Genomic DNA, 25,070 nt, shown 5'->3' on the forward strand with positions numbered 1-25,070 from the left:
ACCCGCCATCCCGGCGGGTTCTTGCTGCGGTACTCCACTCCTCTTCACAACGCGACTCTTCCCCGTTTGAAAACCTATTGACTGACCCCATTCCGGGTGGAATTGACAAATTCTTCCGTTGTGTGATCTAGAGCCCGTCCTGCGCGGCCTTTTCCTTTATGGATAAATATCAGGGGGTGGCCCTGAGACGGTTGGCTGGAAGAAGGAATAGACAACTCATAGGCAACAGGCCGTTGATGATCCGAGATTTGCAATTGGGGATTGTAGACACTGTTAAATTTCCACAACATTTTCACAAAATTGGTCTGCCCGCGAAGGAGGTGGCCGGCTGCAATCCGCATGGTGCCTTTTAGGGCACTCCAGCCGAGATGTTTGTGGTTGAGAATTCGTTGGGTTTTAACCAGCTCTTCATAAAATTCCGGCAATGGCAAGCGGGTAGGGAGCACCGCATGTTGGATGTCGTAAAGCCGGTAATCCCGCGTCTGAACTCTTCGAGATTCCTGGTGCCACGTCTCCGTCCCGGGATAGGGTGTGTTGACACTTATATTGACAACCTCCGGGACCTCCAAACACCATTGACGTACGGTTTTAAATCGATCCTTATCCCAGGTGGGATCGGCAATGATGTTAATGGCCACGGTGATACCCAGAGAGCGGGCAAATTCCAGGGCTTCAAAATTTTTGCCAAGTGAGATGCGTTTTCGATGTTGGATCAATCCATCCTGATCTATGGCCTCCAGCCCTATAAACATATATTTCATTCCCAGTTCTTTCCACAGGCGGAAGACTTCTTTATTTCTCAACAGGACATCCCCACGGGTTTCCAGATAATAGGACTTTTTAATACCCCGGCGGGCTATTGCTTCACCAATGGCCATGCCATGCTCTGCCTGAATGAAGGCCACATCATCCACCAAAAACACTCCAGGTTCACGAATGCCCGCCAGATCTTCCACGACCACCTCAGGACTAATTGGACGATAACTTCGGCCATAAAATGTCCAGGCACTACAAAATGAACAATCCCAGGGGCATCCGCGAGTTAATTCAATGGATGCGCATGGGTCCAATACACCAAGAAAATATTGGCTCCGGTGACGAAGTAAATGCCTGGCCGGCCTCACCTCATCCAGAGACTTGACGAATTCAGGAGGGGGTCCCTCGGCTTCTCGTGTGACCACACCGGGAAGCCGGTGAACATTGGAGCGGTCATGTTGAATTGCATTAAGCAGTGGCCCGATTACCGGTTCGCCTTCCCCTTTGACAATGGCATCGATAGCTCCGTCTGCATGCTCCAGAACCTCTCTGGCGACAAAGGACAGGCTGTGTCCCCCGGCCACGATAACAATATTGGCAAACGAGGCCTTGGTCATTTTGGCGAGATCGATGATCTCGGGAACATTCGGCAAATAATTACAAGAGAGCGCCACGACATCGGGGCACCATTCTTTCAATATTCTGAAAAAATCCCGGTGTGTTTCCACCTGCAAATCGATGAGCCGCACGTCATGACCGGCCTGTCTGGCTGCTCCCGCGACCAGTTCCAATCCCAAGGGCTCCAAACGCAGAAAAATTTTGGTATACATCAACGGACCGGGATGAACGGCGAGAATTTTCAAGATAACCCTCCTTCACATTTACTCTGTGACCACGATTTCGATTCTTTTTGCATGGGTTGCTGATTTCAGCCAGGGTTTTGGTGAGTGTCTGCCATTGGTGCAATCAGTTATGGTCTCTCCAGACAACCATCTACACACAGGAGGCGTGGGAACCTATGGTCGATACGAGTATTAAAAAAGTCCAATCAGATCATTCTCCCAAGGGTTCAATGGGGCAGAAATATTTAGCCACCGGCGTTGGATTAGCCATGCGACTATGGGAACAATTGCCTGTTGGGCAAACACAGGAATCTTCATCCAGGGATTACGAGACTATCGGATATGTGATCCACGGTCGTGCTGAGCTGCAGCTGGAAGGTCAAACAATTTTGCTGAATGCGGGAGATTGTTGGGTGGTCCCCAAAGGCGCGAGTCACAGCTATACCATTCTTGAAACATTTACCGCCGTTGAAGCGACCCACCCTCCAGCCCATGTGCATGGTCGCGATGAAATCCCCCCCTCTTGATGGGTCGGCTGTCCCTGCGCCAGGAAACGAGCGTGAGCTATTACTGATTGACACCGGGAAGCTGGTGTTCGGGAGCATGTTCCACCTTCTGGAAAATTTTTAAGGCCTCAGGCATTTGTTCCTGAAGACGTGTAATTCGCGTCTCATGGCTTGGATGGGTGGAAAGAAATTCAGAGGGGGCTCCCTCACTTCCTTGTTGCATTCGTTGCCACACCCGAACCGCTTCTTGAGGATCATATCCAGCTCGGGCGGCCAGAATCAGCCCAATAGAGTCGGCTTCGGATTCGTGCGTTCGACTGTAGGGGAGGAGGATGCCGACTTTTGTTCCCAAACCTAAGGCGGCCATCGTGGCCTGCCCCACAAGAGGGCCCGCACCACTTGCGCCCAGACCCACCGCAGCAGCAGAGAGCCCGGCTTGAGCAAGCACCTCCTGACTCATACGCTCCGAACCATGCCGCGCGAGGGCATGGACGACCTCGTGTCCAAGAATGGCCGCCAGTCCGGCATCGGTTTTCGCTACGGGGAAGATTCCCGTATAGACGGCAATCTTCCCGCCCGGGAGGGCAAAAGCATTCTTGGTCTGGTCATCTTTGATCACGGTGACCTCCCATTTAAAGGCCTTGGCGTCTTCCGCAAATTTGGATTCTTTTGCCGCTTGGATGATCCTTTCCGCCACACGTTGAACCGCTTCTTGTTCCTCAGGAGATTGAGAGAGCTGAACCTTCGGATCGGATAGAATTTGTTGAAAGGCCTGTTCTCCCATCTCTGTGGCCTGGGATTGCGGAACCACGACAAGTTGGGAGCGATCGGTATACGGAACGGTTTCGCACCCTACCGCCATGCCTATCAAAATACACACAATACAGAAATGTTTAACCTGCTGAAGACGAGTATTCCTAACTTGGTTATGCATGGATGTTCTCACTTTTTTCGGAAAAATTTTTCGTTCGTTCCCTCGGTTTTGTTTGAAAATGTAATAAGATGATGACGGTACAGGACAGGAAAATGCAAAAGACAAGTGACTTGTGACTGGTGGAGGAAATGTCCAGATTGTCGACAATCAGTCTCCTTTCCCGAAGCGTGTGATGTGAAGGCAGTTGGGCAACTACTATGATTTCAGAATTCCGGACGGCAGGGATGGTGGCGTATTCAGGTCAGGATGTGTGATCTGTTGGAATGGGGCTTAGGCTGGAAAATGACGAATGGCAAACTCAATACGATCCTGGACCGAGGTGAGACCTTGTGCAGATTGTTCTACCAGGTGCAAGCGGGGAAGAAGTCCGGAGCGATTCGCAATTTGAATATTCAACCCTGGGCGGGCGTTCACCTCCAACAGTAAAGGGCCCTGATCTCTATCCAGGACAATATCAACTCCCAGATATCCCAATTTAAAAATATCGTAACATTGGGACGCCAATGCCAGAAGATTCCTCCAATTGGGAATGACAAGACCCGTGACGGAATTATTCGTATCAGGATGTTCGCCGACGATATCATTCAAAAACACCGCGGTTGAAGTTGTGCCGGTTGCCATATTCACACCAACTCCTAAGGCACCCTGATGCAAGTTGGCTTTTCCATCTGACATCCGGGTGGGCAGGCGAACCATGGCCATGACAGGCACCCCGAGAAGGACAATGATCCGGATGTCCGGAACCCCCTGATAACTAATAGATTCGAATATAGGGTCAAAATTTACGCAATATTCTATGAGGGCAGTATCGGTCGCTCCACCTAGGCTATACATTCCACTTAACACGTTGGAAATATGATGCTGCAGTGTATCCAAGGAGAGGATCACCCCATTGGCTTTTCGATATTTATCCTTAACCAGGCCCTTGATGACCACGATCCCATCGCCTCCGCTTCCATGAGCGGGCTTAATCACAAATTCGGTATGTGTACGTAATAATTTGGGAAGATCGCGGATTTGTCTTTCAATTTCGATTTTTCCGTAAAGTTCTGGAACAGCCATGCCTGCTTGGGAGCAGAGTGTTTTAGTTTGGGCTTTATCGTCGACTAAGGGATAAAACCGGCGTTGATTGAAACCCAGGGTATAAACGGCATTCCGTTTGTTCAGACCCAGAATGCCCTGTTTGGATAAGTTGCGGAATCCCTTGAACATGTTATGAGGATTTCAACAGTCCTTGGAACCGCCGGACCTCAAGTAGGCGGTAACCCGTGTACCGTCCCAAAGCAATGGTACAGGCTAAAAGGACGAGGAGTAATTCAGGAAAGGTAAAAAACATATAATCCATTGTTTCAAGACTCATGAGCAAATAGGTGAGTGAGGCTACCGCCAGGCTTCCTGTTGCCTGCTGAAGAGCTTCACCCGGACCTCGTTCATCCCACACAATCGACATGCGTTCGATTGTCATGGTGACAATGACCATAGGGAATAAGGCTACGGAGAGCCCTCTGACGATTCCCAGGTGATGAGAGAGGATACTTAACATGCCCATCATTAACACCACGACAATGAGGACGGCAGCGAGGCGGGGAACCAAGAGCAGTTTTAAATGTTCCAAATAAAACCGAACCGCTAATCCTAACGCGATGAGCAGTGAAAAAAGAGTGATCCCCCATAGCAATTGAGTTTCTCGAAATGCCAACGCGATGAGAATTGGCATAAACGTCCCAAAGGTTTTTAATCCGACAACATTTCTCAGGAGGACCAGAAGAAACGCGCCAACGGGAATGAGAATAAGGATGTGATAAACGATCTGTTTCTCCACGGGTAGGCTGAAAAGGGAAAATTTCAACCAGCCCGGATTCATGACCTTGCCACGGGCAACCGCAGCTTGTATGGCTTTTTCCTGGTTAGGGCTGGCAGAAAGACGAAATTCAAGTTCCTTCCCTCCATCAATATGGAACAAGGGGGAATCGCCACGCCACCAGGCAAGATAGTTGTCCGGAATACCGGTTGTGATCTCCTCAAGATCGAAGGGGACCCACGTATCCTTGTCAAAAACTTCAATCCATGCCTTCAGGTTAACGGTTCGAGCTTCCCTGCTTAGTTCGATTCCATGAACTACACGGGCAGGTGTGCCGTCTAAGGTGATAATTTGAGCGATGGCTTGTTCCGGAGGTTGTTGGGAGAGGAGAAGGGCTTCATAGGAATCCGGATTGTTTTTGGTAAATCGTCGAATCAGACTTAATGTTAACGAGTTGGTCTCCGCAGACTGTTTCTTGACTTCCGAGAGAAGAGCCATGGCAGCTTGAAGAAAGGCACCTTCAAGATCGGGGAGGTTTCCCTGTAAATCTTTGGGCTGCTGAAGAGCATCCGTAAACTGTTGAAATTCCGTTTCCCAATTCTTCATTTGGCGAATGATGCCGCGATAATAAAGAATCTGGACCCCTTCTGCATGACGTTTCGACCAGGTGACCACCCGGTTCGGTCCTTCTGATTTTTCCGTGACGCCATATTCCTGCCCAATGAAAGATTCTGTGGTGATGATATACGGCAGAATGGATTGCGGGGTAAACATGGACACCTGCACAGGCCCACCTATAGCTTGAAAGCTGATTCGGCTCTCCACGTTCCACACTTCAGATGTACTGTCGGGATTGAGCGGGAACCCCAGCACGAGGACTTTGTACAGAAAAACGGAAAGGCCCAAAAGAGAAAGTAGGAAGATCAGGGATATGAAATGAAGTCGGTTCACTTTGTCGTTTGAGAGGAGCAGTCGGATTTTAAAAGATGGGTGGTGGAAGAATCGACGATAAAATGGTGTGCCAAAAACATTCGCCCAATCAATAATGGATATTTGTAATTACTGCGATCGGCTAGATTCACTTCCGTGGTTTCAACATGTCCTCCCAGACAGAGATTCAATAGCACAACCGGGCGCTCAGAGGATTCCTGCTTGTGTCGTTTGATTTTGACAGTCCGGTGAACCTTGCGTTCGAGAGTGACCTGTGTTCCGTCCTGGCTTGTGAGGTCAAATTTGACCCAACGTTCATCATTTCGGGAAAAAGTGGATAAATTTTCGGCGTGCAAAGAGGCACTCATCGCTCCGGTGTCCAGTTTGGCCTCAAGACGAATTGCATCCGGTAAGAGTATGGCTTCCTCCACCCAGCCAGCGCGTATCGGAGAGTCCTTCGCCATAAGGGGTGTGGCAGGTTGGAAAAGGGCTGCCCAGAAGGTCAATATGAATGCCACGGGGAGTGGTGCCTTCAACAGAAAAACCGTCATGAGCAGAAACCTGCGGCTCAATAGCATGGAAGATTTGGAGAAATCCAAACCTTTATCCTTATTCTCCTGAAATTTGGTTGCAGATACCGGGAATGTTCTAGAAACGAAATTTCCTTGGTAAACACCAGGGTGTTTGAAATGCATTTGGGGCTGAATTTCCGCATAAGATATCACAATGTCATATGGAAATATAGTTTGATCTAGGAAAAGGCCATGGAGTGAAGGCAAAGAAATGAAGGGTTTTCCGACATAAATCCTTCCGAGTCCCCTCTTTGATAAAGGCAAAGGGAAGGTTGTTTCTGCGCTGTTTTGAATACTTGATCCGGTGGTGTTTGCCTGATAACCCACAGAACTTGCCCACCGACACTCTACTTCCAAAGGAGAGGAATTCCAAGCCTATGCCCATTCAAAAAAGACTACGAGTGGAAGTGCCCATGAAAAATCCCGAAGAACCGATATGAATAACTGGTTGAGGCAGATGAGTAGTTCCATGCGCTTATAGAATATGGATGCGGCCTCGATTGTCATCCCTTATCACTGTTTCAGGCTGCACGATGAGTACCGCTTCACCGCCCGATTAGATCAAGGGCTGTTTGCAGATTTTCCAGGGAATAGGGCTTTACCAGAGTGGTGGTCGCTCCGAGGGAGTACGCATGGTCAATCACATTCCGATCAGAATGCGTCGTCGTGAAAATAATGGGAATAGTTGCGAGATCATATGTCGTTCTTAAGGTGTGGATGAATTGAAAGCCATTCATTTCCGGCATCCGATAATCACAAATCACAAGATCAAATCCTGAGGAGCGCAATATGCAAAGACCTTCGTGACCACCAGCCACCTCATGACACACACATCCTAAGGAGGATAGTCTGGTTGTTAAAATTTCACGATGATCCGGATTGCCCTCCACGATTAAAATTCTCATTTTAAGTAGCCTTTGAGTTATGTGGGGCTTGTCGATTCATTACCCCTCTCCGTCAGTCGAGGGGAGTGTCAATTCTGACAGCACCTTTCTTCTTCGGCCTCGACTGCTCATGATAGAAGTGTATGGTCTCTTTCTTCATTATCACTATTTTCATGTGAATTGCCATGAACAACACAACGGAAGGAATTTTGATTTTCGTCCTTAAGTGGTTGACGGCTGTACGCGACATGGTCTTCTCATGAGCCATTCTGACCTATGGCATTGGCACTCGTGGGGGTGTTGCAGTCGTCCGTCCCTCAACAGGGAAGAACCCGGACAAGGAGATTCCGGTGTGACAGCCTGAGTCGAATGGAGCAAACCTTATACATTTGATTTTTTCTGATTCCCGATTTGTCCATTGGTCGGTTTACGACGATCATGCTACTCATAGGGAACAAGACGGCAATTGAGAATCTGGTATGAAGGATTCAACGTTTGATGTTGGACACTCAACAGTTTTTCAATTGAAAATTACATTCACTTCGCGAGGAGGTGTGCGATGAAAAGATTTTTAACTGTGTGTATGGCAACCGCGTTCATTTTGGGTACGACAACCCTGGGAATGGCCGGACAGGGAATGAAGGACGTTTCCGCTGAGGAAAATGTCCCTGAAAACATTCAACGAAGCACGCCATCCGCTGAGCCCTCACTTGGCGAGGGCAGTGGGCCTGGAAGCCGGTCGGATCAATTGACCGAAATGGAAGATGTGGATGCTAAGAATCCTAATCTGTCCAAGAAGGAAGGGAAGGCCGCACAGGCCGCTAAGGAACTGCAGGACAAGGGTCCTCACGCTCCAATTTCCAGTCAGAGTTCATCCCAGAAAAGTCACTGATGCACTGAGGTGAATTGCAGCGTGTCGCCGTGATGAGTTGGCCGTCAATGTGGGTAACCGGATTGACGGCCAATTCCTCGGTATCACAACCTAACTCAATTCGTGAATGTAGGTGCGATGTGCGGAAAGCTGGTGTCAATGGTCGTCTGGACAGGATAAAAAGAATACTGACTTAATTAAGAAGAGGACATGACATGTTAAGAGATCTCAATAAAATGAAGAACTGCGTGCTCCAGGGTACAGATGGAATTATCGGTACTGTAGCAGACGTCTATGCCAATGATCAGACATGGAAAATACATTATCTCGCTGCTGACACCGGGAATTGGTTGCAAGGCCGACATGTGTTGATTTCTACCCAGAGTTTCGTGCATCCCCATGAAGACATTGGGTCGTTCCGGGCTTTAGTCAGTAAAGCTCAAGTTGAGGGCGCGCCCCCGTTTGAAATAGAAAAACCATTTTCGTGGGAGAAGGAACGGGAAATTTGCAACTATTATCGATGGAGCACGTATTTTCCAATTGATGAGAGGGAATTATCGGTGTTTCCCGGCATCCTGACCAGCGCGAACGGGCTTAAGGATTTTTCCCTTCAGGCGACGGATGGGGAAATCGGAAAGATTATCAATTTTCTCATTGATGATGCCAACTGGACCGTCCGCTATATGGTTGTGGATACCTCCAAATGGTTGGCCGGCCGAAAGGTGTTAATCAGTCCAATGTGGAATAAATCCATAAACTGGGCAGAGAGAACAATGGTTGTGGATCTCAATCAGGATCAGATTGAAAAATCTCCTGAGTATGATCCCACGGCACCCATTGAACGAGTGTATGAAATAAACCTATATAAGCATTACGGTAAACCACATTACTGGTAGAGATTTCAAGTGAAACGCATGCCAGGATGATGGAGGGAATGGAGGAACATTCTGCTAGAGACGCCTAATCTTGTTTTCCCATGCGGTGATAATGGACCGTCATCAAAACAAAGGAATTTTCTCCAGACGTATTCTTGAGTACCTTTACGTGGGATCCGGGAACAGGGTTTTGTCGCTCCGATGGTTGTCTTGAAAAGAGGTTCATAAAGGCCGTATGTTTGAGCATTTGGTCATTTTTGGAGCGACAGGGGACGTCTCGAAGCGCTTTGTTTTTCCTGCCTTAGCTCAGGTGTTCGCCAACCGGGGTCTTCCCACAGAATATGGAATCACGGGCGTTGGTCGGCGGAATTGGAATACGCCTCAGTTCCAAGAATATGTGTCCGGTTTACTTGCCAACCATCATACTCCACCCCCTCTGAGATCCCGGGAAGGATTTTTGGAATCTTTGGAGTATGTCCGTGTAGAAGATCTTGGTGAGACTCGACAGATTCAGTCGATCTTTCGTAAACAGGCAGGATCGACACTTCTATATTTGGGGTTACCTCCCCAGATGTTTCCTCCCGTTTTGGAGTCCCTCGGACGGGTGAATTTACCACCGGAATCCCGAATCATTATTGAAAAACCGTTCGGGTTAAGCTATTCCCAATCAAAAGAATTAAACCGGCTTGTGCATCAAACATTTCCTGAAGAGTGCATCTATCGCATGGACCACTTTTTAGGTATGCCGATTGTGCACACCATTTTGGGACTTCGATTTGCCAATCCCGTCTTTATGCCCATTTGGAACCGGCATTCCATCAAAAAAATCGAGGTGATCTGGGATGAGACCTTGACGGTGGAAGGGCGTGCGGACTTCTACGATCGCGCCGGAGCCTTGAAGGATATGATTCAAAATCACCTCCTCCAGTTGTTGGCCGTTCTGGCTCATGAGCCATTGGAAACCATGTGGTCTCCTGATTTTCGGGACAAGAGACTGGAATTGTTCAAGTCCGTGAGAAAACTGTCAAGGGCTGAGGTTCGAGCACAGACCGTACGAGCTCGTTACCGGTCAGGGGAGATAGGTGGTGTGCGGGTTCCCGGTTATGAAAAAAGCGAAGGTGTGGATCCCGAACGAAACACTGAAACGTTTGCTCAGGTGATCCTATGGGTCGACAATGAACGCTGGCAAGGCGTGCCTTTTGTGTTACGGTCCGGAAAAGCGTTAAGTCGAGATCGAAAAGAAATTCGAGTGCATCTTACACCTGGGCAGAACAAGACGGAATTCCCCCTTTCAGAGGAGGGCGGGAACATTTTACGATTGAATCTCGCGAGTGAAGAAGTCCATCTTGGGATATTTACTATCCAGGAAGCCGGTGGGGTCAGACCGGCACCAATGAGGGTGGACGATCCCATTTCTCCTGAACATCTTTCCCCCTATGAACGGTTGTTCCTCGAAGCCATGACCGGCCAAACACGACTTTTTGTGCGGGATGATGAGGTCGAAGAGATGTGGGAAATTATTCAACCCATTGCCGATGCCTGGGCAGAAAACGTGGTTCCCTTACAGGAGTACCCGGCAGGGTCCAACGGTCCACCTTTGGAGGAAACCGGAGGGGTGACAGAGTCCCGCCAAACACGTACGACAGCGGAGACTCCTGGGAGCGAGCCATTCCCATCCTATCATTAGGATCCCATGTGATCGGGTTTTGATGGTGTGGGCGTGACACGTTTTTTAACTAACGGCATGAACCGAAACGTTAAAAAGTTCAAAACGCTTAACACAATGGCAATTTCGTAACGATCCCATGCCACGGCCATTCCGATGGCTCCGGTGTTCCAAATGCTTGCCGCGGTTGCGGTTCCGGCGACATTCCCTCTGTCTTTGAGAATAGCCCCACCGCCAATAAATCCGATTCCGGTTAGGATGCCGTAAATCACACGAGCTTCGGCATCGGTAGAACTCAGAACATGGATACCCGTCAACATGTAGGCGCATGACCCGAGGGCCACCAGCGGAAACGTGCGGAGCCCGGCCCCGTGCGACTCCTGTTCGCGATCCCATCCTAATGGGACAGCCAAAAGAAACGCGATAATAAGATGGTAAAAATGTGACCAAACCTGATGCCAGTTCAGGGCGATTAATACATCCATTATGAGTCTTTCCTTGATAAGGCGGGGGACGTTGGAGTGGTGATAACCGTCCGGAAAAAAGCGTCAGGTATCATGCGGCACATCCTGGTCTTTCCGGTGGCGGGTGATCAACGTTTCCAAGGGTTCTTTAAATGTTAACGTGCGATAGGGGAACGGGATTTCAATTCCGGCGGAATCTAATGCCTGCTTCACGGCAGCCACAACCTTGTCCTTTGATTTTCTGATGTCCACTGGGCGGGATCCCGTCCACCAGGTCACCTCAAAGTCAATGCTACTTGCCCCAAATCCCTGGGCAAAGATTTGTATGTCTTTCTCTTGATTGACCGTGTCTAATCCTTCCAACGCCTGCCGGATCACATCACGTCCGGCATTGACATCCTCTCCATAGGCGATGCCACACATAATGGTGACCCGGCGCAGGTCCCGGTCGGTCCGCACCGTGACAGGATTTTTAAACAGCACGCTGTTGGGAATAACCACTCGTTGGCCGTCCGTTTGACGGATATGGGTATCTCGAATGGTGATTTCTTCCACAAACCCCTCCAATCCTTCGCATTCAATGACATCCCCTAATTGAAACGGCTCGCGAAGCAGGATCAAAATACCGGCCAGAAAATTTTCAAAAATATCCTTGAAGGCAAATCCAATGGCAATGGAGCCCAGTCCCAATCCGGTGAGAATTTTTCCCGGTGTTAAGCTGGGAAAGATAATGATGGCCGCAATCAATATTCCGACTATCCAAATGCCGATGAACACAAGTTTGCGTAATAATTCTGATAGAGATTCCCGTATACCAAAACGAGAAAAAATCCGCCTCAATAGGGTCTCCAGAGCCTTGGTGCTCAACCAGGTCAACCCAAGGATCACGATGGCTGAAATCACATTCGGAAGGTGAGCCAATGCCTGGCTTCCCATTTCCCGAAGACTGTTCAGTATAATGTTGAGGGGTTCCATGCGTTTATCCGGCAACAATCAGGTCAGACCTGACGAGTGAGGGTTAATAATCTTCCCATGCACTTCCGTAATATCTCCCGACTTCAGGCGGGGAATAACTAACTCCTTCGCCAGGATCTTCAAACAGGCCGCAAGGGGGATGGCCAGAATGAGGCCTAACACTCCCCCTAGCGCTCCGCCGATTAAGACGACGAGCAGAATCGTTGCGGCACTGAGGTCGGTGGACTGACTTTGAATCCAGGGCGTGAGCACCCAACCCTCAATGAATTGAACACCCAGATAGACTGCGCTGGGCCAGACGAGGACTTGCATCCAATAATCGTCGATAGAGGAAGGCCCCATGGACATATCCAAATATTTCAACAGTAGAGCAATAGGCCACATCAAGGTGGCGGCATAGGGAATCAGGCTCAGAACGCCTGCGCAAAATCCCAAAAGAACCCAATAGGGCATTTCTACTAGGAACCAGCCTCCTCCAAACATCACGCTCATTATCAAAGCAATGAGCAATCGTCCTCTGAAAAATTCTCCAATAGCCGCGTCCATTTCTGTCAGCAGTTTTTCCCAGCGGGCATCGCCTTGAGATTCGACCAAACTCCAAAAAGTTTGCTGAATGGAGGGAAAACTCCAGGCAAAAAAGAAAAAGTAAATGACGATTAATGAAAGGGAAAAAAGAAAAGAACCCAGTGTCCCGATAATGATATTCGTAAAATAAAATACCTGCCCGGTTCCCGAGAAAAAAGTTTTCAGCGTGGCGAAGGGATTACTCTTAATATTGGTGGAAACTTCGTAAAGCCTGCGGGAAATGTCTTCGAGGTCCACCTCATACCGGTGAGCCAAAATGGAAAGATATGTCGGGACTTTTTCAAAGAAATTTCGCAGTTGATCGACAAGAAGTGGTCCTATCCACAGGACGAGGCCACTGAACAGCACGCACATGATCATGGCCATGAAGGCCACGGCGACCCATCGCGGCAACCTCCAGGCCTGTTCCACGTAATCCAGAGTTGGGTCAGCCAGGTAGGCCAAACCCAGACCAATTAAAACCGGTACAAGAATGGCCTGTAATTGCAAACATAACCAGAGGAACCACACAACCACCCCGAGTATACACAATTCACGAACGGCCACGACTTCCCAGAGATGGAGGTTCCTGGAAAGTTTTCTTCTGGTTGTGGAGGGAGCCGGCAATGGCATACATGATGTCCAATACGAATGTCCTGGCAATTATTTACCATTCTCATCTCTACCAAAGTTCAGGATGCTCCTACATGGATAAAACCTCGCGGACCCTTCGTAACTTGTCTATTTGAATGAACAACGTCAGGAGACATCATGGGGAATCAGGAAGAGATGAGTCGACAAAAATTTTTCATTAAAAGATTTTCCATTGAGTGCATGCTCCTTTGAAGGAAGGAGTAAGTGGCCGGAGATGGCATTGGATTTTTTAACGTGCCGGATGGAGGACAGAATGGTCGGGACATGGGCGGTCAGTCTCACTAAAGCAGGTAGCCATTCTTTACAGGGAACCAAAAAACGTTCACCTGTGACACCTCCGCCTGAACCTGAAAAAAAATCTCCGCCCATCGGTCCTCCTAAGCGGGATCCGAAGCCGGAGCCGATTCACGATCCACCCATGCCGCCATCGCCGGGATCCGATCCTGACGATGAACCTCTCCCAATTGGTGACCCGCCTGATACGTCGGATCAGCCTATTCGTATGAAACTCACGGCAGGCGGCTTCCTTGCTGGACGGCCGTTGAGTTATTCCCTAAACAGGGAGGGGTTCACTGGCATGCACACACGTGATCCCATAATCTGTGATCCTCTTCAACCTCGTGAAAGGAGGTTTCTATGACGATATTAAAATGGGCCGCCATTTTCTTTGTCATTGCGCTCATCGCGGGCGGGTTTGGTTTCTCAGGAATTGCGGAGGGAGCGGCCGATATTGCCCAAGTATTATTTTATATTTTTCTCGTACTGTGCGTGGTGATGGTCCTCATCGGTGTGTTTGTGGCCAAAAAAATTACATAATGTCCTCCTGGGGACAATGATTAGCATGACCGGCCAACAGCTCTATCTCACAAGCTGGCGGGAGGCGCGAACATGAGAAATTATCTTTCCTGATAAAGAGGATGTTATGACGAATCAAGAAAAAGCCAAATTGATTGCGCCCTGGATCAATCCTGCAGAACGGGTCACGGTGGATTTTAACGATGTGACAGGATTGAATGCTGAAGTGTTCGGATGCACCGAAAGCGTGGTTTATTTGTTATTTCAAGAAGCGTTCCCGCATATGAAAGAACAAGTCACCATTCCGTTGAAAGCGGTCCAGGTGGAAGAGGATGATGGACATTATACCCGGGATCCCGATGCCCCTCTTCAATGGCGATTGCGACTCCGGGTGAATCAAAACCGTCCGGAAGGAATATGACATCGCTCACACCGCACGCGGAGTAGGTCCAACTCTACTTGATCCATTGGATATGTCGATTAGGAGGAAAGAATTCGGGAGGAAGAATTAGACGATGGGCGGACATGACCCCCACAACTTGTCCATTCACAATTTGTTGGGTTTCGGGCTATCGTGAAAGTAAGATCCTCCCAATAATTCTATTTTAACGAAAGGAGAAAACGATGAAATTAATAGCAAAGGAACGCATGAAAGTAGGAACTGCCGTGATGGCCTTGTGCTTGGGCATACCTGTCCTGGCGCAGGCGGACTCATCCTATGATTACAGGGATCGATCGCATGTCGACACACGCGGGTGGTCGGATTCCCGTTATTATGATGCCGATCATGACCGGAATCGCGATCGAAATAATGATAACCGGGGGTATTACACAGACCAATATGGTGATCTGGATACCATGGAGGATCAGGACAATAACCACAGGTATCGGGGAGAGGGATATGTGACTCAGGACGGATACCGGTCCACCGCTTCCCATCCACGGAACCCGAATGATCTTCGGCGTGCCGACCAAACCATTCGGCGAGATATCCTTGCCGAGCTGGGCGAGGGCACCGATAGAGTTCACGTTAGTGTAGAAAATGGCGTCGCGACGCTATCCGGCATGGTCTTAAATCGTGAAGCCATGATGGAAGCGGAGGAGGCTGCTTATGATGGCGGCGCGCGAAAAGTGCGAAACGAATTGCAGGTATTTCGATATGATGAGCGACCGTGGGGAGAGATGAGTGATAGGAGTTTGGCCAAGGCTGTGAGGGAAGAATTGGCGTGGAGTCCCTATGTGGATGAGGATCCGATTCGGGTGAATGCCCGGCGAGGAGTGGTGACGCTGCAAGGAACTGTTAAGGACCGATCGCAAATGGCGGCTGCAGTCGAAAATGCCTATGAAGCCGGAGCCCGACGTGTCAATAATCAACTCAGGATTGCCAACTAACTCAGTAATCCGGATGCCTATCAATGGGTTGGGGATGGGCAAATTTCCATGCTCTTTCCCAGGCATCCAAATGCTGAATGGATGTAGAACAATAGTGACGCAAACGACGGAGCAAATCATTGAGAATAGATACACATTCATTACGCAATAGTCCAACAGAAAGGGGAGAATTATGCCAATTTTATTGTGGATTTTAGGGGTTCCTTTCAGTCTCGTGCTGATATTATGGTTGTTCGGAGTCATCGCTTTTTGAGAAGCCATTTCCCGGATTCAATTGGGATAATGAAAGTGAACAACCAAGTGACTTGAGTACCATTTAATATATTGTTTGTAGGATATGACGGGCCCGGGTATTTCAGTTTAAGGAATGTCCGGGCCCGTTACTATAATGGTGCATCCGTCTTTTGTCTTTCGCACACGAATTCGCGGAGTACCCCGGGTATCCGGCAGACTTTGTCGCGACAGGCTTTACGAAAAACCGAAGCAAATGTCCATTTGTTCATGTGGCGTTATATGGTAAAGCTGAATCTGAAAATGAAGCGTACGGATTCCTATGAAATTACGGAGAAAGAATAGGCCGATGCCAATATCAGAGAAAATACAACAGGCTGAATATGGAGAAGGGCGTAGCGTCCTGGTTCTTTTTAATGTGGTCGTGGGGGTATTTGCCACAGCTCTCCTCTGGGCATTTCAAATAACGCCTTTTGCGGCAGGCTTGTCGACAAATTCCATTCAAGGCAATTTGCATCCGGAAATCCGTCAGGAGAACACCATTTCTATGGGGACCCCACCAGGGAGGACCTTAATCTATTCTTTGGAACCCTGGGGCGGGATTCAGATTGACGCTGCTGGAAAATCTCGCTTCGCAATGCGGGATGTCTCTATTCTGCCTTGGAGGTCGGGTGACAATCTCCTGTTAACAACCGCACACATGAGCATGGTCGCAGAATTTGAAACGGGCATTCGGCGACGAGACATTCGTCCGTCCGTTCAATATATCCGAGTTCGAAATTTGAATTGGATTACGACATCATGATGAATGGCCTAACTTTCGTTTTTAGCATAGATATTATGAGGCTAACCGAAAGAAAGACAGAAGGCGGGATTGGGTTCTAGGGATGTGGATTTCTTCTTCGGATAATTCGAAGGTCAAGGGTGTTTGGCTCAATTGGTTCTGATGGGTATTCTTCTTGTTATTGACTCTGATCCTGAATCCCAAGAGTCCTGGACGCGTCTCGGTGATTCGTGCGGGGTCGAGATAAGGGTTGCAGGAAATATTTCTGATGGAATTCGTCTCTCCACACAACAATCCATCGACCTCATTGTCGTAGACTTGTTTCTGCCTCAAAAAAGCGGGTTTTCGTTCATTTCAGAAATCACGTCGAAGGAACACCATCCTCCCATCATTGCAACCTTTTCAGCACATCAGGCGCCAAAGTTTAATATTAAACGGTTTGCGCATTTGCTGGGAGCGTCCTATACCTTTGAAAAACCTCTTAACCCCAGGTTATTTCTTCAAGCCTGCAGGGAGTTGGTGACGCATTTCCCATCTAAACCCGGGTAGAGGGCATATTGCCCTCCACATCATTTTGCATAGCACGGATCTCTTCTACGATACTGCGTTTTTGCGCCAAATTCCTTCCGTACCTTGAGAGGGCTGGTTAGGCCATCTGAAGGCTCCGATTGAAATTATGACGTTTTTTATCGGTAGAGAAATTTTTTAGGGCCGGCCAAAACTCCTCTTCCTCTCTCAACGAATGAGGAGAGACATGAAAATTTAACGTCACGTCGGGGTTGAGAAGGAATGAGTCGCCAACTTCCGTAATGACCTTCATGCAGGACAGACAAAGAGGTAAATGCCACATCCGATAATCAAATCCATAGCCTTCTCTAAACATCTCCTGCCATTTCGAACCCTCCAGGCATGGGTAGTAGGGGGGATCGCTTTTTCGATAAAAGGGCAATAAGGTTTCGAGGTTCTCCCTCACCTGAAGATGAAATAAATCGGGATTAGAAGCTTGCTTTTCAATCAACGATTGGACCTCTTGGGTGGTTAATCCAACCTCCTCTGCCGCTTGGAACCATCCCTTTTGCCGCCATCGTGCAAAATTTTTATAGATGCGCTGGGTTTGCCCTTCTTCCAAACCAAGAAGGAATCCGACCTCGACCGGCTTCATGCCGTAAAAGTGGTAAAACAGGCAGATTAAGGCATCCCGGCTTAAGACGGCTCGGTTAAGCAGGCCATCCAGAAACCGGTACAACACAGGATTAGAGGTTGATGATGCTTTAGGTTCCTGGGGTCTTCCAAAATAATCTGAGATGAATCCATCCAACAACAGGGAAGGCCGGCAGGGAAGTTGGGAGGGACAATATTCGATAAACCGTTCCACCAGATCAAACGAAAGACGCAACAATAACTTTTCATGTGCCGAATTGTCTGCCCATTGCCCCATATCTTGTAAAATACGCCGAATCAGGCCAGAAGAACGTTCCAGGAAATGAGAAAAGTTCCCTGGAATGAACTGTTTGAATTCTTCAGGGGTATTAATCACACCGTTGGTTGATGGGGATAATGTCTTCAAGGTCGTCCTCCTTGCTTGGGGGAATGAAAATGAATGAAAAAATGAAAAATCTTCATATAGCCATCAGCTGTCTTGTTGTACAAATTTATCGAGATGGCCCCCCCTTCTGTACTGTTAAAATCCCTTGATTCTCAAGATACCGACCCTAGGGTTGCCATGACCGGACCGCGGACGTTCCACGGGAGGAACCGGAGGACAGTCTCCCCGAAGAGGATGAAAAACCCTGATTTGTCAACTGAAAAGACGGGGTAGGTGTGATAAGGTTGAGCCGGCCAAACCAGACTGATTAAATTGGGTTTCACATTACTTCATTGCCAGCCTCCCAGGCTCAATCAGGTGAAAGGACTGTGTCCATGACATCGTCAGGCCGGATGGCAGAAATCATTCGAAATAAAAATTGGCTGGAAACCCCACTCGGGGACATGGCCGAATGGCCCGTTCAGCTCAAAACCTCCGTCCAAATTATCCTGGATTCGAGATATCCCATGTTTGTTTGGTGGGGGAACCATCTGATTAATATTTATAACGATGCCTATATCCCGATGTTGGGAAACCGACATCCCCATGCCTTGGGAGAATGTGCCTCGAAAGTTTGGGCCGATATTTGGGCGGTCATCGATCCGCAAGTGCAAATGGTGTTTCAAGAAGGGCGAGCCACGTGGAATGAGGAGCTGCCGCTTTTTATGAGCAGATACGGATTTTTGGAAGAAACTTTTTTTTCTTTTTCATACAGTCCGATCAAAAACGAGCAAGGAATGGTGGGGGGACTCTTCTGTGCTGTGACGGAAGAAACAAACCGGGTCTTAAAAGGGCGAAGACTCGATACCCTCCGGCAAATTTCCAAGGTCACGGAGCGGTCAGAGTCGGTTGAAGAAGTCTGCCGGTTGGCGACAGATGTCCTCGCCGGGAATCGGCTGGATATCCCTTTCAGCTTAATATATCTGTGGGATCCTGAAGAGCGTTATGTACATTTAATGGCCCAATCCGGTTTGGCGTCTGAGTCCCCCTTCGCTCAGAACCGCCTGGCTGTGGATGGAGATCATCTCAATCCATTGCCGTGGTGGCCGGTGTCATTTTCACCAGGATGGTCGGAGGCCGAGTTTTCCATTCCCATTACTGTTGATTTGGATCCTTCCGCAGAAGCCTGGCCGGAGCCGTGTCGCCATGGCATGGTCTTACCCTTGCGGTCGTGGGAGCGAGAGAAAAAAGCCGGATATCTGATTGTGGGGACCAGCCCGAGATTACCGGTGAATGAAAGATATCGTGAATTTCTGAATTTGCTCGCCAATGGGATTTCCGGGTCTATCAACCGGGCGCAGGCGCTGACCGAAGAGCGAAAACGGAATCAAATGCTGGCGGACCTGAATCGTGCCAAAACGGAATTTTTCAGTAATGTGAGCCATGAGTTCCGAACACCTCTCACACTTATTCTGGGTTCTCTGGAAGAAGCGATGCAGAACACCACTTTCACCACGGCTCCAGGTGTGGAGGTGGCCCACCGAAATGCCGTGCGGATGCTGAGGCTGGTCAACACGCTATTGGACTTCTCCAGTCTGGAGGCAGGCCGCATGCAGGCCGTGTTTGAACCTGTGGATCTCTGTGATTTGACCATTGACCTGGCATCATCGTTTGAATCCGCCATGAAACATGCCGGTCTGGAATTTTTCGTGTCCTGTTCCACGCTGTCTCAACCGGTCTATGTGGATCGGCCCTCCTGGGAAAAGATTATACTCAATCTGCTTTCAAATGCCTTGAAATTTACGTTGCAAGGACGGGTGTCCGTGAAAGTCTGTCCTCATGCGGAGAGGGTGGAGGTCCGGATTGAGGATTCGGGAGTCGGTATGAGCCGGGAGACGCTTTCTCATGTGTTTGAGCGATTCTTTAGGGCCAAGGAAGCCCTGGGACGAACATTTGAAGGAACCGGAATCGGCCTGTCCTTAGTGAAAGAACTGGTAGAAATGCATGGCGGGAAGATTCATGTGGAGAGTGAACCCGGAAGGGGAAGTGTGTTTACCGTGACGTTGTCGTACGGGTTTCATCACCTTCCGCCGGAGCAGGTATGCCACACATCGACCCCCCCCAAGGACGGACGTTTGGCGAAGTCGTTCATTTTGGAGTCCGAGCAGTGGGCCGGAGCCACGGATCATGAACCGGGCGGTCAAAAAAATTTTCAGGATGAAGCAGTTCCCCTTCAGAAGACGGATCACTCCCGTCCCACCATTTTATTGGTGGAAGACAATCGGGATATGCGAAATTATGTGACGCGATTACTGTCTGCCGACTATGAGGTGATTTCTGTCTGTGACGGGCAGGAAGCCTTGGAGCAGATTCACACAGTCCGTCCACACCTTATTCTGAGTGATATCATGATGCCCCGGATGGATGGAAATGAATTGCTGACACGTCTTCGGTCCAATCAGGAATTACAATCGACGCCGTTTATCTTTCTATCGGCCAGGGCCGGGCAGGAGGCCGAAGTAGATGGGCTTCTGACCGGTGCGGATGACTATCTCGTCAAGCCGTTTTCCGCGGGTGAACTTCTGGCCAGAGTGAAAAAAACTCTAGGATTGGTCACCATGCGTCGTGCCGCGATCGAATATGAATCACGCTTCCAGCATCTGGCCCACCACCCCGAGATCATGACCTGGATTACGGACGCAGACGGGAACTGTGTCTTTCTCAGTCAAACCTGGTATGACTTTACCGGTCAGACAGAGGCAACCGGCCTCGGGGATGGATGGATGTCTGCCGTTCACCCGCACGATCGCCCTTCCATTCAGCAGGCGTTTTACGAAGGGAATAGAAAAAGGCAATCCGTTCGACTGGAATACCGCCTTCGGAGTGCAAAGGGTGAGTATCACTATGTTCTGGATTCCGCCTCTCCCCGCTTTGAATCGGATGGCAGGTATCTGGGGTACGTCGGTTTGGTGCTGGACCTTTCCTATCAGAAAGATATCGAAGAACAACAACGGGAAAGTGAAGAACGATTTCGTACTCTTGCCAATACAATTTCCCAATTTGCCTGGATGGGAGACTCCACGGGATGGATTTTTTGGTACAACGCACGCTGGTACGAGTATACCGGGACCACGCTGAAGGACATGGAAGGGTGGGGCTGGAAGAAAGTCCATCACCCCGATCATGTCGACCGGGTTGTTGAAAAAATGCGCCGCTGTTTTCAAACCGGGCACATATGGGAAGACACCTTCCCTCTCAGAGGCAAGGACGGCGAATACCGGTGGTTTCTCTCAAGGGCCGTGCCTATTCTAAATCAGGATGGTGAGGTGGTGCGATGGATCGGCACCAATACGGATATTACCGAATTAAAAACCACACAGGAGCAACTACAAAATCTGACCAGCCAATTAGAAAGCCAAATTGCCAAACGCACAGAAGAACTCCGACAAAATCAATCGCGCCTGCAGGCACTCGTCGGCGAATTGATTCTGACGGAACAGCGGGAACGACGCAGAATTGCCGAGGAACTTCATGATTTTCTGGCCCAACTCCTTGTGGCCTGCCGTTTGCGAGTCAACAGACTGGAGCAGGCGGTAAGTGCCGAAGGACAGGTGCTTCCGGTTCTTCACGAAATTGATCGCATTCTCGACCAATCGTTGGGATATACGCGCTCGCTGGTGGCCCAGCTGGTCCCATCGGTGTTGTATCAATTCGGGTTAATAAAGGCATTGCAATGGTTGGCCGAGGATATGAAACAATATGGACTCGCGGTGGAAGTCAGGATGGAGCGCGACCATCTGACGCTCACTGAGAATGAGGCGGTGCTTCTGTTTCAATCCATTCGTGAACTGATGATGAATGTGGTGAAACATGCCGGCGTGGACACCGTTTCTCTGGCCGTCAGCCTTTCCTCATCGAATGAGATTTGTATTGAAATTTCGGATCGGGGCGTTGGCTTCGATCCCGACCTCATCGAACAACACAGTCATACATCCAATCAATTCGGACTGTTCAGTATTCGAGAGCGCATGTCTTTATTAGGCGGCCGGATGGTTATAGACTCGAGTGCCGGGTCCGGGACACGCATCCGCTTGTATGTAGCCTTATCCGAACAGGACCCATTACATGTGATCCTACCAGTTGCAGATGGTGCACCTTTAATACCCCAGAAAACCAAGCAGGGTTCGAGTCCGCAAATGTCCTCGGGCTATCGAGTCCTTTTAGTCGATGATCATGCGGTGGTTCGACAGGGATTACGAAGTCTGCTGGATGCCTGGTCCGATGTCGAGGTCGTCGGAGAAGCCGGGGATGGGATTGAAGCCATCCGTCTGACAGAATCTCTGCAACCGGATGTGGTGGTCATGGATATTAACATGCCAAACATGAATGGTATTGAGGCCACCAGGCACATTCGACAGAACCACCCAAATATTCATGTGATCGGATTATCGGTTCGTCAGGATAAGGAAACGGAACAAGCTATGTGTGAAGCCGGTGCGGCCGGATACTTGTCCAAGGAAACTGCCGGACAGGATCTGTATCGCATGATGGCCAATGTCGTCAGATTGCATCAACACTTCACATAAGCCAACGCAGTTTCTGAATCCCGGATATTTTCTGTTCATGCCCGCCACATTTGTCAACTGACATTCCCGGTGTTTTTCCTCATTGTAACCAAGACCACTTCTGCTCATGTTTCAGTTAATGAGGGAACGCATTTGCCGGTTTACACTGCCATACTTGTTTTGGTTTTCGGCCTATTGGCCGGTCCTGGACTGGCCGCTGAGGATGTGGAAAATACCGCCGAGGTGACCGGAGAAGAGGTTGAGAAGGTTCAGGATATCGGTATAGCCGTGGCCATTAAAAACCGGTTGTCCCGGGTCGATCGCAAATCTTTTTCCACAATTGAAGTGTCGGTGAAGGAGGGCATAGCCACGCTGACCGGGACAGCCGACAGTCTTTGGATTCAGCAGCGTGCTACGGAAATTTCCCAGGCTATCCGAGGCGTTCGAGGGGTCATCGATCGCATTACAGTGGGTCCGGTCGGTACAACCAACGATGCTGCCCTGAAAAAATATCTTGAATACCTTTTACGAGAGGATCCTGTGGTGGAACGCGACGACATTCATGTGGATGTGGTCAAGGGGGTCCTCACCCTGAAGGGGCGGGTGCACTCCCGGCAAGAAAAACACACGGCGCTCAGTTTAGGAAAAATGATCAAAGGCATTCGAGAGGTTCGGGACTTTCTGACGGTGGAGAACGTTCGAGATAGGCCCGACTCAATCCTGAAGGAGGAAATCACCCATCGCCTGGCATTTGATGTCTGGGTGGTCAACCCATCTCTCTTGCACGTCCGGATAGAACAAGGTCGTGCGATTCTGACAGGACAGGTGGGAAGCGTGTATGAAAAAAGTCGGATTGCCGAACTGGCATGGGTCGAGGGTGTCCGGTCCGTGGATGTGAGCGGTATCGTCATTAATTGGGGGTCGCAGGATCCGATGATGCGGACTCAGCGTCCCGTGTTTACGGACAGGGAAATTTCCAATGCCATTCAAAAAGTGCTGGCGTATGATCGTCGCGTCGCTCCATTCGGGATCAGTGTGACCGTAAAAAACGGGACGGTGACCCTGAAAGGAAATGTCCCCTTTCTCTCCATTAGACGTGAGGCTGAGCAAAACGCCAATAATACTGTCGGGGTGCAATCCGTGAACAATCTCATAACAGTCCAGTCCAAAGCGACTCCAAAAGATGCCGATATTCATGCCCGGTTATTGGCCGCGTTTTCACAAGATCCTGTCTTGGAGCCCTTCACTCTTGGGGGGGCGGTCAAAAAGGGAGCCGTCCTGCTGACGGGGACCGTCGATTCAATTTATGAACGAAATCATGCCGAAAACGTGGCTTCCCGGATCCGAGGCGTGACAAGCCTGACCAATCACATCAGCTTTTCAAATCCCGAAATCGAAAAAACGGATTGGGAAATTCAACTGGATTTCGAAAACCAGGTGTGGTGGAGCCCATTCTTATCGAGCCAGGATATTGTGGCGACGGTGGAAGATGGGAAGGCCACCTTGTCCGGATCAGTTCAACATATGCACCAACGGCTGATGGCGGAACAGCAGGCGTTTGAGGCGGGAGCCTCGATAGTCATCAACCGGTTGCGAGTCGGAAAATCTCTCCCTGCTTCTAAGTTGTCAGGCCAAGAACTTTATGCCCGACGTTGAAATTCCGGTCGGGCAAGTTCAGGACAAATCCAATTCACGCTGACCCACATCGTTTCAAGTGTTGGATGCCCCAAAGGAAGGGATGAGATCCGCTCCATGGTTGGATTACGTAATTAACCTCAAGGGTTAAGGAGAGTGGCGCAAAAAACCGGGATGCGTAAAATTGAAAGAATTTTTTATACCGTTGTTATTCTCATCACCTATAGGGAGGTCGATTGTTATGAAATGCACCATTAGCACCCCTGGCCAACATGTGGTTCTGACACTCACCGTGGATCTCAGTATTAATACCCCTAATTTGAGTCGAACCGATTTAATATTGGATCGTGTGGTCTCGTCACCGATTTCCATCCTCATTTTAGATTTACGGTCCTTGTCATGTGTGAATTCCTTTGGGACCTGGACCATCCTCCAGATTGTATTTAAAGCCAGGGAGCAGGGGAAAGGTGTGTTCCTTTACAACGTACAACCTTCTATACAACCCTATTTGAAAGAAGCGGGAATACTTGAACTGTCCACCACCATTGATACCCAGGAGGAGCTTGGAAATGTGTTGGAAGGGAATTACCGGCTTCCGAGGTCATGTGCAAATGGGGGAAACGTGAAGACCTCATTTCAGGAAAGCCAAGTACCATCTGCCGGAATAGCATCGTTGTAGAAAAAGCGCCAGGCTTCAGAAAGGTATTTGTCTTGTTGCGAGGCGTAGGGACCCAGAAGGAAGACCGACGAACAGAATATGTTGATCCCGTGTAAACGACTGGGCAGGGATACCAAGGGAGAATAAAATCGGATGATCTTCGGCGCATGCGCTTTCGTTGAAACTGTGAG

The 25,070-nt window shown here is 49.3% G+C and carries 23 protein-coding genes; 12 read left to right on the forward strand and 11 right to left on the reverse strand.

Annotation, left to right across the window (positions count from 1 at the left end; translation table 11 throughout):
* Positions 1 to 74 precede the first annotated feature (74 nt).
* Positions 75 to 1,619 (reverse strand): hopanoid C-3 methylase HpnR, encoded by a 1,545-nt coding sequence (gene hpnR, locus PP769_RS11715; protein ID WP_312640246.1) that lies wholly within the window; start codon positions 1,617 to 1,619, stop codon positions 75 to 77.
* 155 nt (positions 1,620 to 1,774) lie between these two features.
* On the opposite strand from hpnR, the gene PP769_RS11720 reads away from it, so the two are divergent.
* Complete coding sequence (locus tag PP769_RS11720) at positions 1,775 to 2,125, forward strand: cupin domain-containing protein (protein WP_312640247.1); 351 nt, start codon at positions 1,775 to 1,777, stop codon at positions 2,123 to 2,125.
* A 40-nt stretch (positions 2,126 to 2,165) separates the two neighbouring features.
* On the opposite strand, the gene PP769_RS11725 is transcribed toward PP769_RS11720, so the two are convergent.
* The 5 genes from PP769_RS11725 to PP769_RS11745 all read right to left on the reverse strand — a co-directional run bounded on the left by PP769_RS11725 (position 2,166) and on the right by PP769_RS11745 (position 7,246).
* Complete coding sequence (locus PP769_RS11725; protein ID WP_312640248.1) at positions 2,166 to 3,038, reverse strand: M48 family metallopeptidase; 873 nt, start codon at positions 3,036 to 3,038, stop codon at positions 2,166 to 2,168.
* A gap of 270 nt (positions 3,039 to 3,308) precedes the next feature.
* On the reverse strand, positions 3,309 to 4,250 hold the full coding sequence (locus PP769_RS11730) for an alpha-L-glutamate ligase-like protein (RefSeq protein WP_312640249.1): 942 nt from the start codon (positions 4,248 to 4,250) through the stop codon (positions 3,309 to 3,311).
* A gap of 1 nt (position 4,251) precedes the next feature.
* Positions 4,252 to 5,712, reverse strand: coding sequence for a UUP1 family membrane protein (locus tag PP769_RS11735; RefSeq protein ID WP_312640251.1), 1,461 nt, complete (start codon positions 5,710 to 5,712; stop codon positions 4,252 to 4,254).
* Between the two features lie 74 nt (positions 5,713 to 5,786).
* Positions 5,787 to 6,320 carry an ATP-dependent zinc protease family protein gene (locus PP769_RS11740; RefSeq protein WP_312640253.1) on the reverse strand — a complete coding sequence of 178 codons (534 nt, stop codon included), beginning with the start codon at positions 6,318 to 6,320 and terminating at the stop codon, positions 5,787 to 5,789.
* A 566-nt stretch (positions 6,321 to 6,886) separates the two neighbouring features.
* A complete protein-coding gene (locus tag PP769_RS11745; RefSeq protein WP_312640256.1) occupies positions 6,887 to 7,246 on the reverse strand; it encodes a response regulator in 360 nt (119 codons plus the stop codon).
* Positions 7,247 to 7,784: 538 nt separating this feature from the next.
* Between PP769_RS11745 and PP769_RS11750 the strand changes: the two genes are divergently transcribed.
* From PP769_RS11750 to PP769_RS11760, 3 genes are all read left to right on the forward strand, one after another.
* Positions 7,785 to 8,117, forward strand: a complete 333-nt coding sequence (locus PP769_RS11750; protein WP_312640263.1) for a hypothetical protein — start codon at positions 7,785 to 7,787, stop codon at positions 8,115 to 8,117.
* A gap of 194 nt (positions 8,118 to 8,311) precedes the next feature.
* Positions 8,312 to 8,992 carry a PRC-barrel domain-containing protein gene (locus tag PP769_RS11755; RefSeq protein ID WP_312640265.1) on the forward strand — a complete coding sequence of 227 codons (681 nt, stop codon included), beginning with the start codon at positions 8,312 to 8,314 and terminating at the stop codon, positions 8,990 to 8,992.
* A 214-nt stretch (positions 8,993 to 9,206) separates the two neighbouring features.
* Positions 9,207 to 10,658: a glucose-6-phosphate dehydrogenase gene (locus PP769_RS11760; RefSeq protein ID WP_312640270.1), complete on the forward strand. Its 1,452-nt coding sequence runs from the start codon at positions 9,207 to 9,209 to the stop codon at positions 10,656 to 10,658.
* On the opposite strand, the gene PP769_RS11765 is transcribed toward PP769_RS11760, so the two are convergent.
* The 4 genes from PP769_RS11765 to PP769_RS11780 form a co-directional block, all read right to left on the reverse strand.
* A complete protein-coding gene (locus tag PP769_RS11765; protein WP_312640272.1) occupies positions 10,655 to 11,122 on the reverse strand; it encodes an MgtC/SapB family protein in 468 nt (155 codons plus the stop codon). The genes PP769_RS11760 and PP769_RS11765 overlap by 4 nt on opposite strands.
* Positions 11,123 to 11,185: 63 nt before the next feature.
* Entirely contained in the window at positions 11,186 to 12,076 is an 891-nt protein-coding gene (locus PP769_RS11770) for a mechanosensitive ion channel family protein (RefSeq protein ID WP_312640274.1), read from the reverse strand.
* An 18-nt stretch (positions 12,077 to 12,094) separates the two neighbouring features.
* Positions 12,095 to 13,273: an AI-2E family transporter gene (locus PP769_RS11775; protein WP_312640276.1), complete on the reverse strand. Its 1,179-nt coding sequence runs from the start codon at positions 13,271 to 13,273 to the stop codon at positions 12,095 to 12,097.
* Between the two features lie 126 nt (positions 13,274 to 13,399).
* Positions 13,400 to 13,663: a hypothetical protein gene (locus tag PP769_RS11780; RefSeq protein WP_312640278.1), complete on the reverse strand. Its 264-nt coding sequence runs from the start codon at positions 13,661 to 13,663 to the stop codon at positions 13,400 to 13,402.
* A gap of 267 nt (positions 13,664 to 13,930) precedes the next feature.
* On the opposite strand from PP769_RS11780, the gene PP769_RS11785 reads away from it, so the two are divergent.
* The 5 genes from PP769_RS11785 (at position 13,931) to PP769_RS11805 (ending at position 17,045) form a co-directional block, all read left to right on the forward strand.
* Positions 13,931 to 14,110, forward strand: a complete 180-nt coding sequence (locus PP769_RS11785) for a DUF1328 domain-containing protein (protein WP_312640280.1) — start codon at positions 13,931 to 13,933, stop codon at positions 14,108 to 14,110.
* Positions 14,111 to 14,216: 106 nt separating this feature from the next.
* Positions 14,217 to 14,510: a hypothetical protein gene (locus PP769_RS11790; protein WP_312640282.1), complete on the forward strand. Its 294-nt coding sequence runs from the start codon at positions 14,217 to 14,219 to the stop codon at positions 14,508 to 14,510.
* A 203-nt stretch (positions 14,511 to 14,713) separates the two neighbouring features.
* Positions 14,714 to 15,481, forward strand: coding sequence for a BON domain-containing protein (locus tag PP769_RS11795; RefSeq protein ID WP_312640284.1), 768 nt, complete (start codon positions 14,714 to 14,716; stop codon positions 15,479 to 15,481).
* A 580-nt stretch (positions 15,482 to 16,061) separates the two neighbouring features.
* A complete protein-coding gene (locus tag PP769_RS11800) occupies positions 16,062 to 16,517 on the forward strand; it encodes a hypothetical protein (RefSeq protein WP_312640286.1) in 456 nt (151 codons plus the stop codon).
* 123 nt (positions 16,518 to 16,640) lie between these two features.
* Positions 16,641 to 17,045: a response regulator gene (locus PP769_RS11805; RefSeq protein ID WP_312640288.1), complete on the forward strand. Its 405-nt coding sequence runs from the start codon at positions 16,641 to 16,643 to the stop codon at positions 17,043 to 17,045.
* A gap of 97 nt (positions 17,046 to 17,142) precedes the next feature.
* On the opposite strand, the gene PP769_RS11810 is transcribed toward PP769_RS11805, so the two are convergent.
* A complete protein-coding gene (locus PP769_RS11810) occupies positions 17,143 to 18,063 on the reverse strand; it encodes a hypothetical protein (protein ID WP_312640290.1) in 921 nt (306 codons plus the stop codon).
* 353 nt (positions 18,064 to 18,416) lie between these two features.
* Here PP769_RS11810 and PP769_RS11815 point away from each other — a divergent pair, with 353 nt between their 5' ends.
* The 3 genes from PP769_RS11815 to PP769_RS11825 all read left to right on the forward strand — a co-directional run bounded on the left by PP769_RS11815 (position 18,417) and on the right by PP769_RS11825 (position 24,900).
* A complete protein-coding gene (locus PP769_RS11815) occupies positions 18,417 to 22,607 on the forward strand; it encodes a response regulator (RefSeq protein ID WP_312640293.1) in 4,191 nt (1,396 codons plus the stop codon).
* Between the two features lie 132 nt (positions 22,608 to 22,739).
* Complete coding sequence (locus PP769_RS11820; protein WP_312640295.1) at positions 22,740 to 24,242, forward strand: BON domain-containing protein; 1,503 nt, start codon at positions 22,740 to 22,742, stop codon at positions 24,240 to 24,242.
* Between the two features lie 220 nt (positions 24,243 to 24,462).
* Entirely contained in the window at positions 24,463 to 24,900 is a 438-nt protein-coding gene (locus tag PP769_RS11825) for an STAS domain-containing protein (protein ID WP_312640297.1), read from the forward strand.
* Positions 24,901 to 25,070 lie beyond the last annotated feature (170 nt).

This window comes from Candidatus Nitrospira allomarina, assembly GCF_032050975.1.
Lineage (GTDB): Bacteria > Nitrospirota > Nitrospiria > Nitrospirales > UBA8639 > Nitrospira_E > Nitrospira_E allomarina.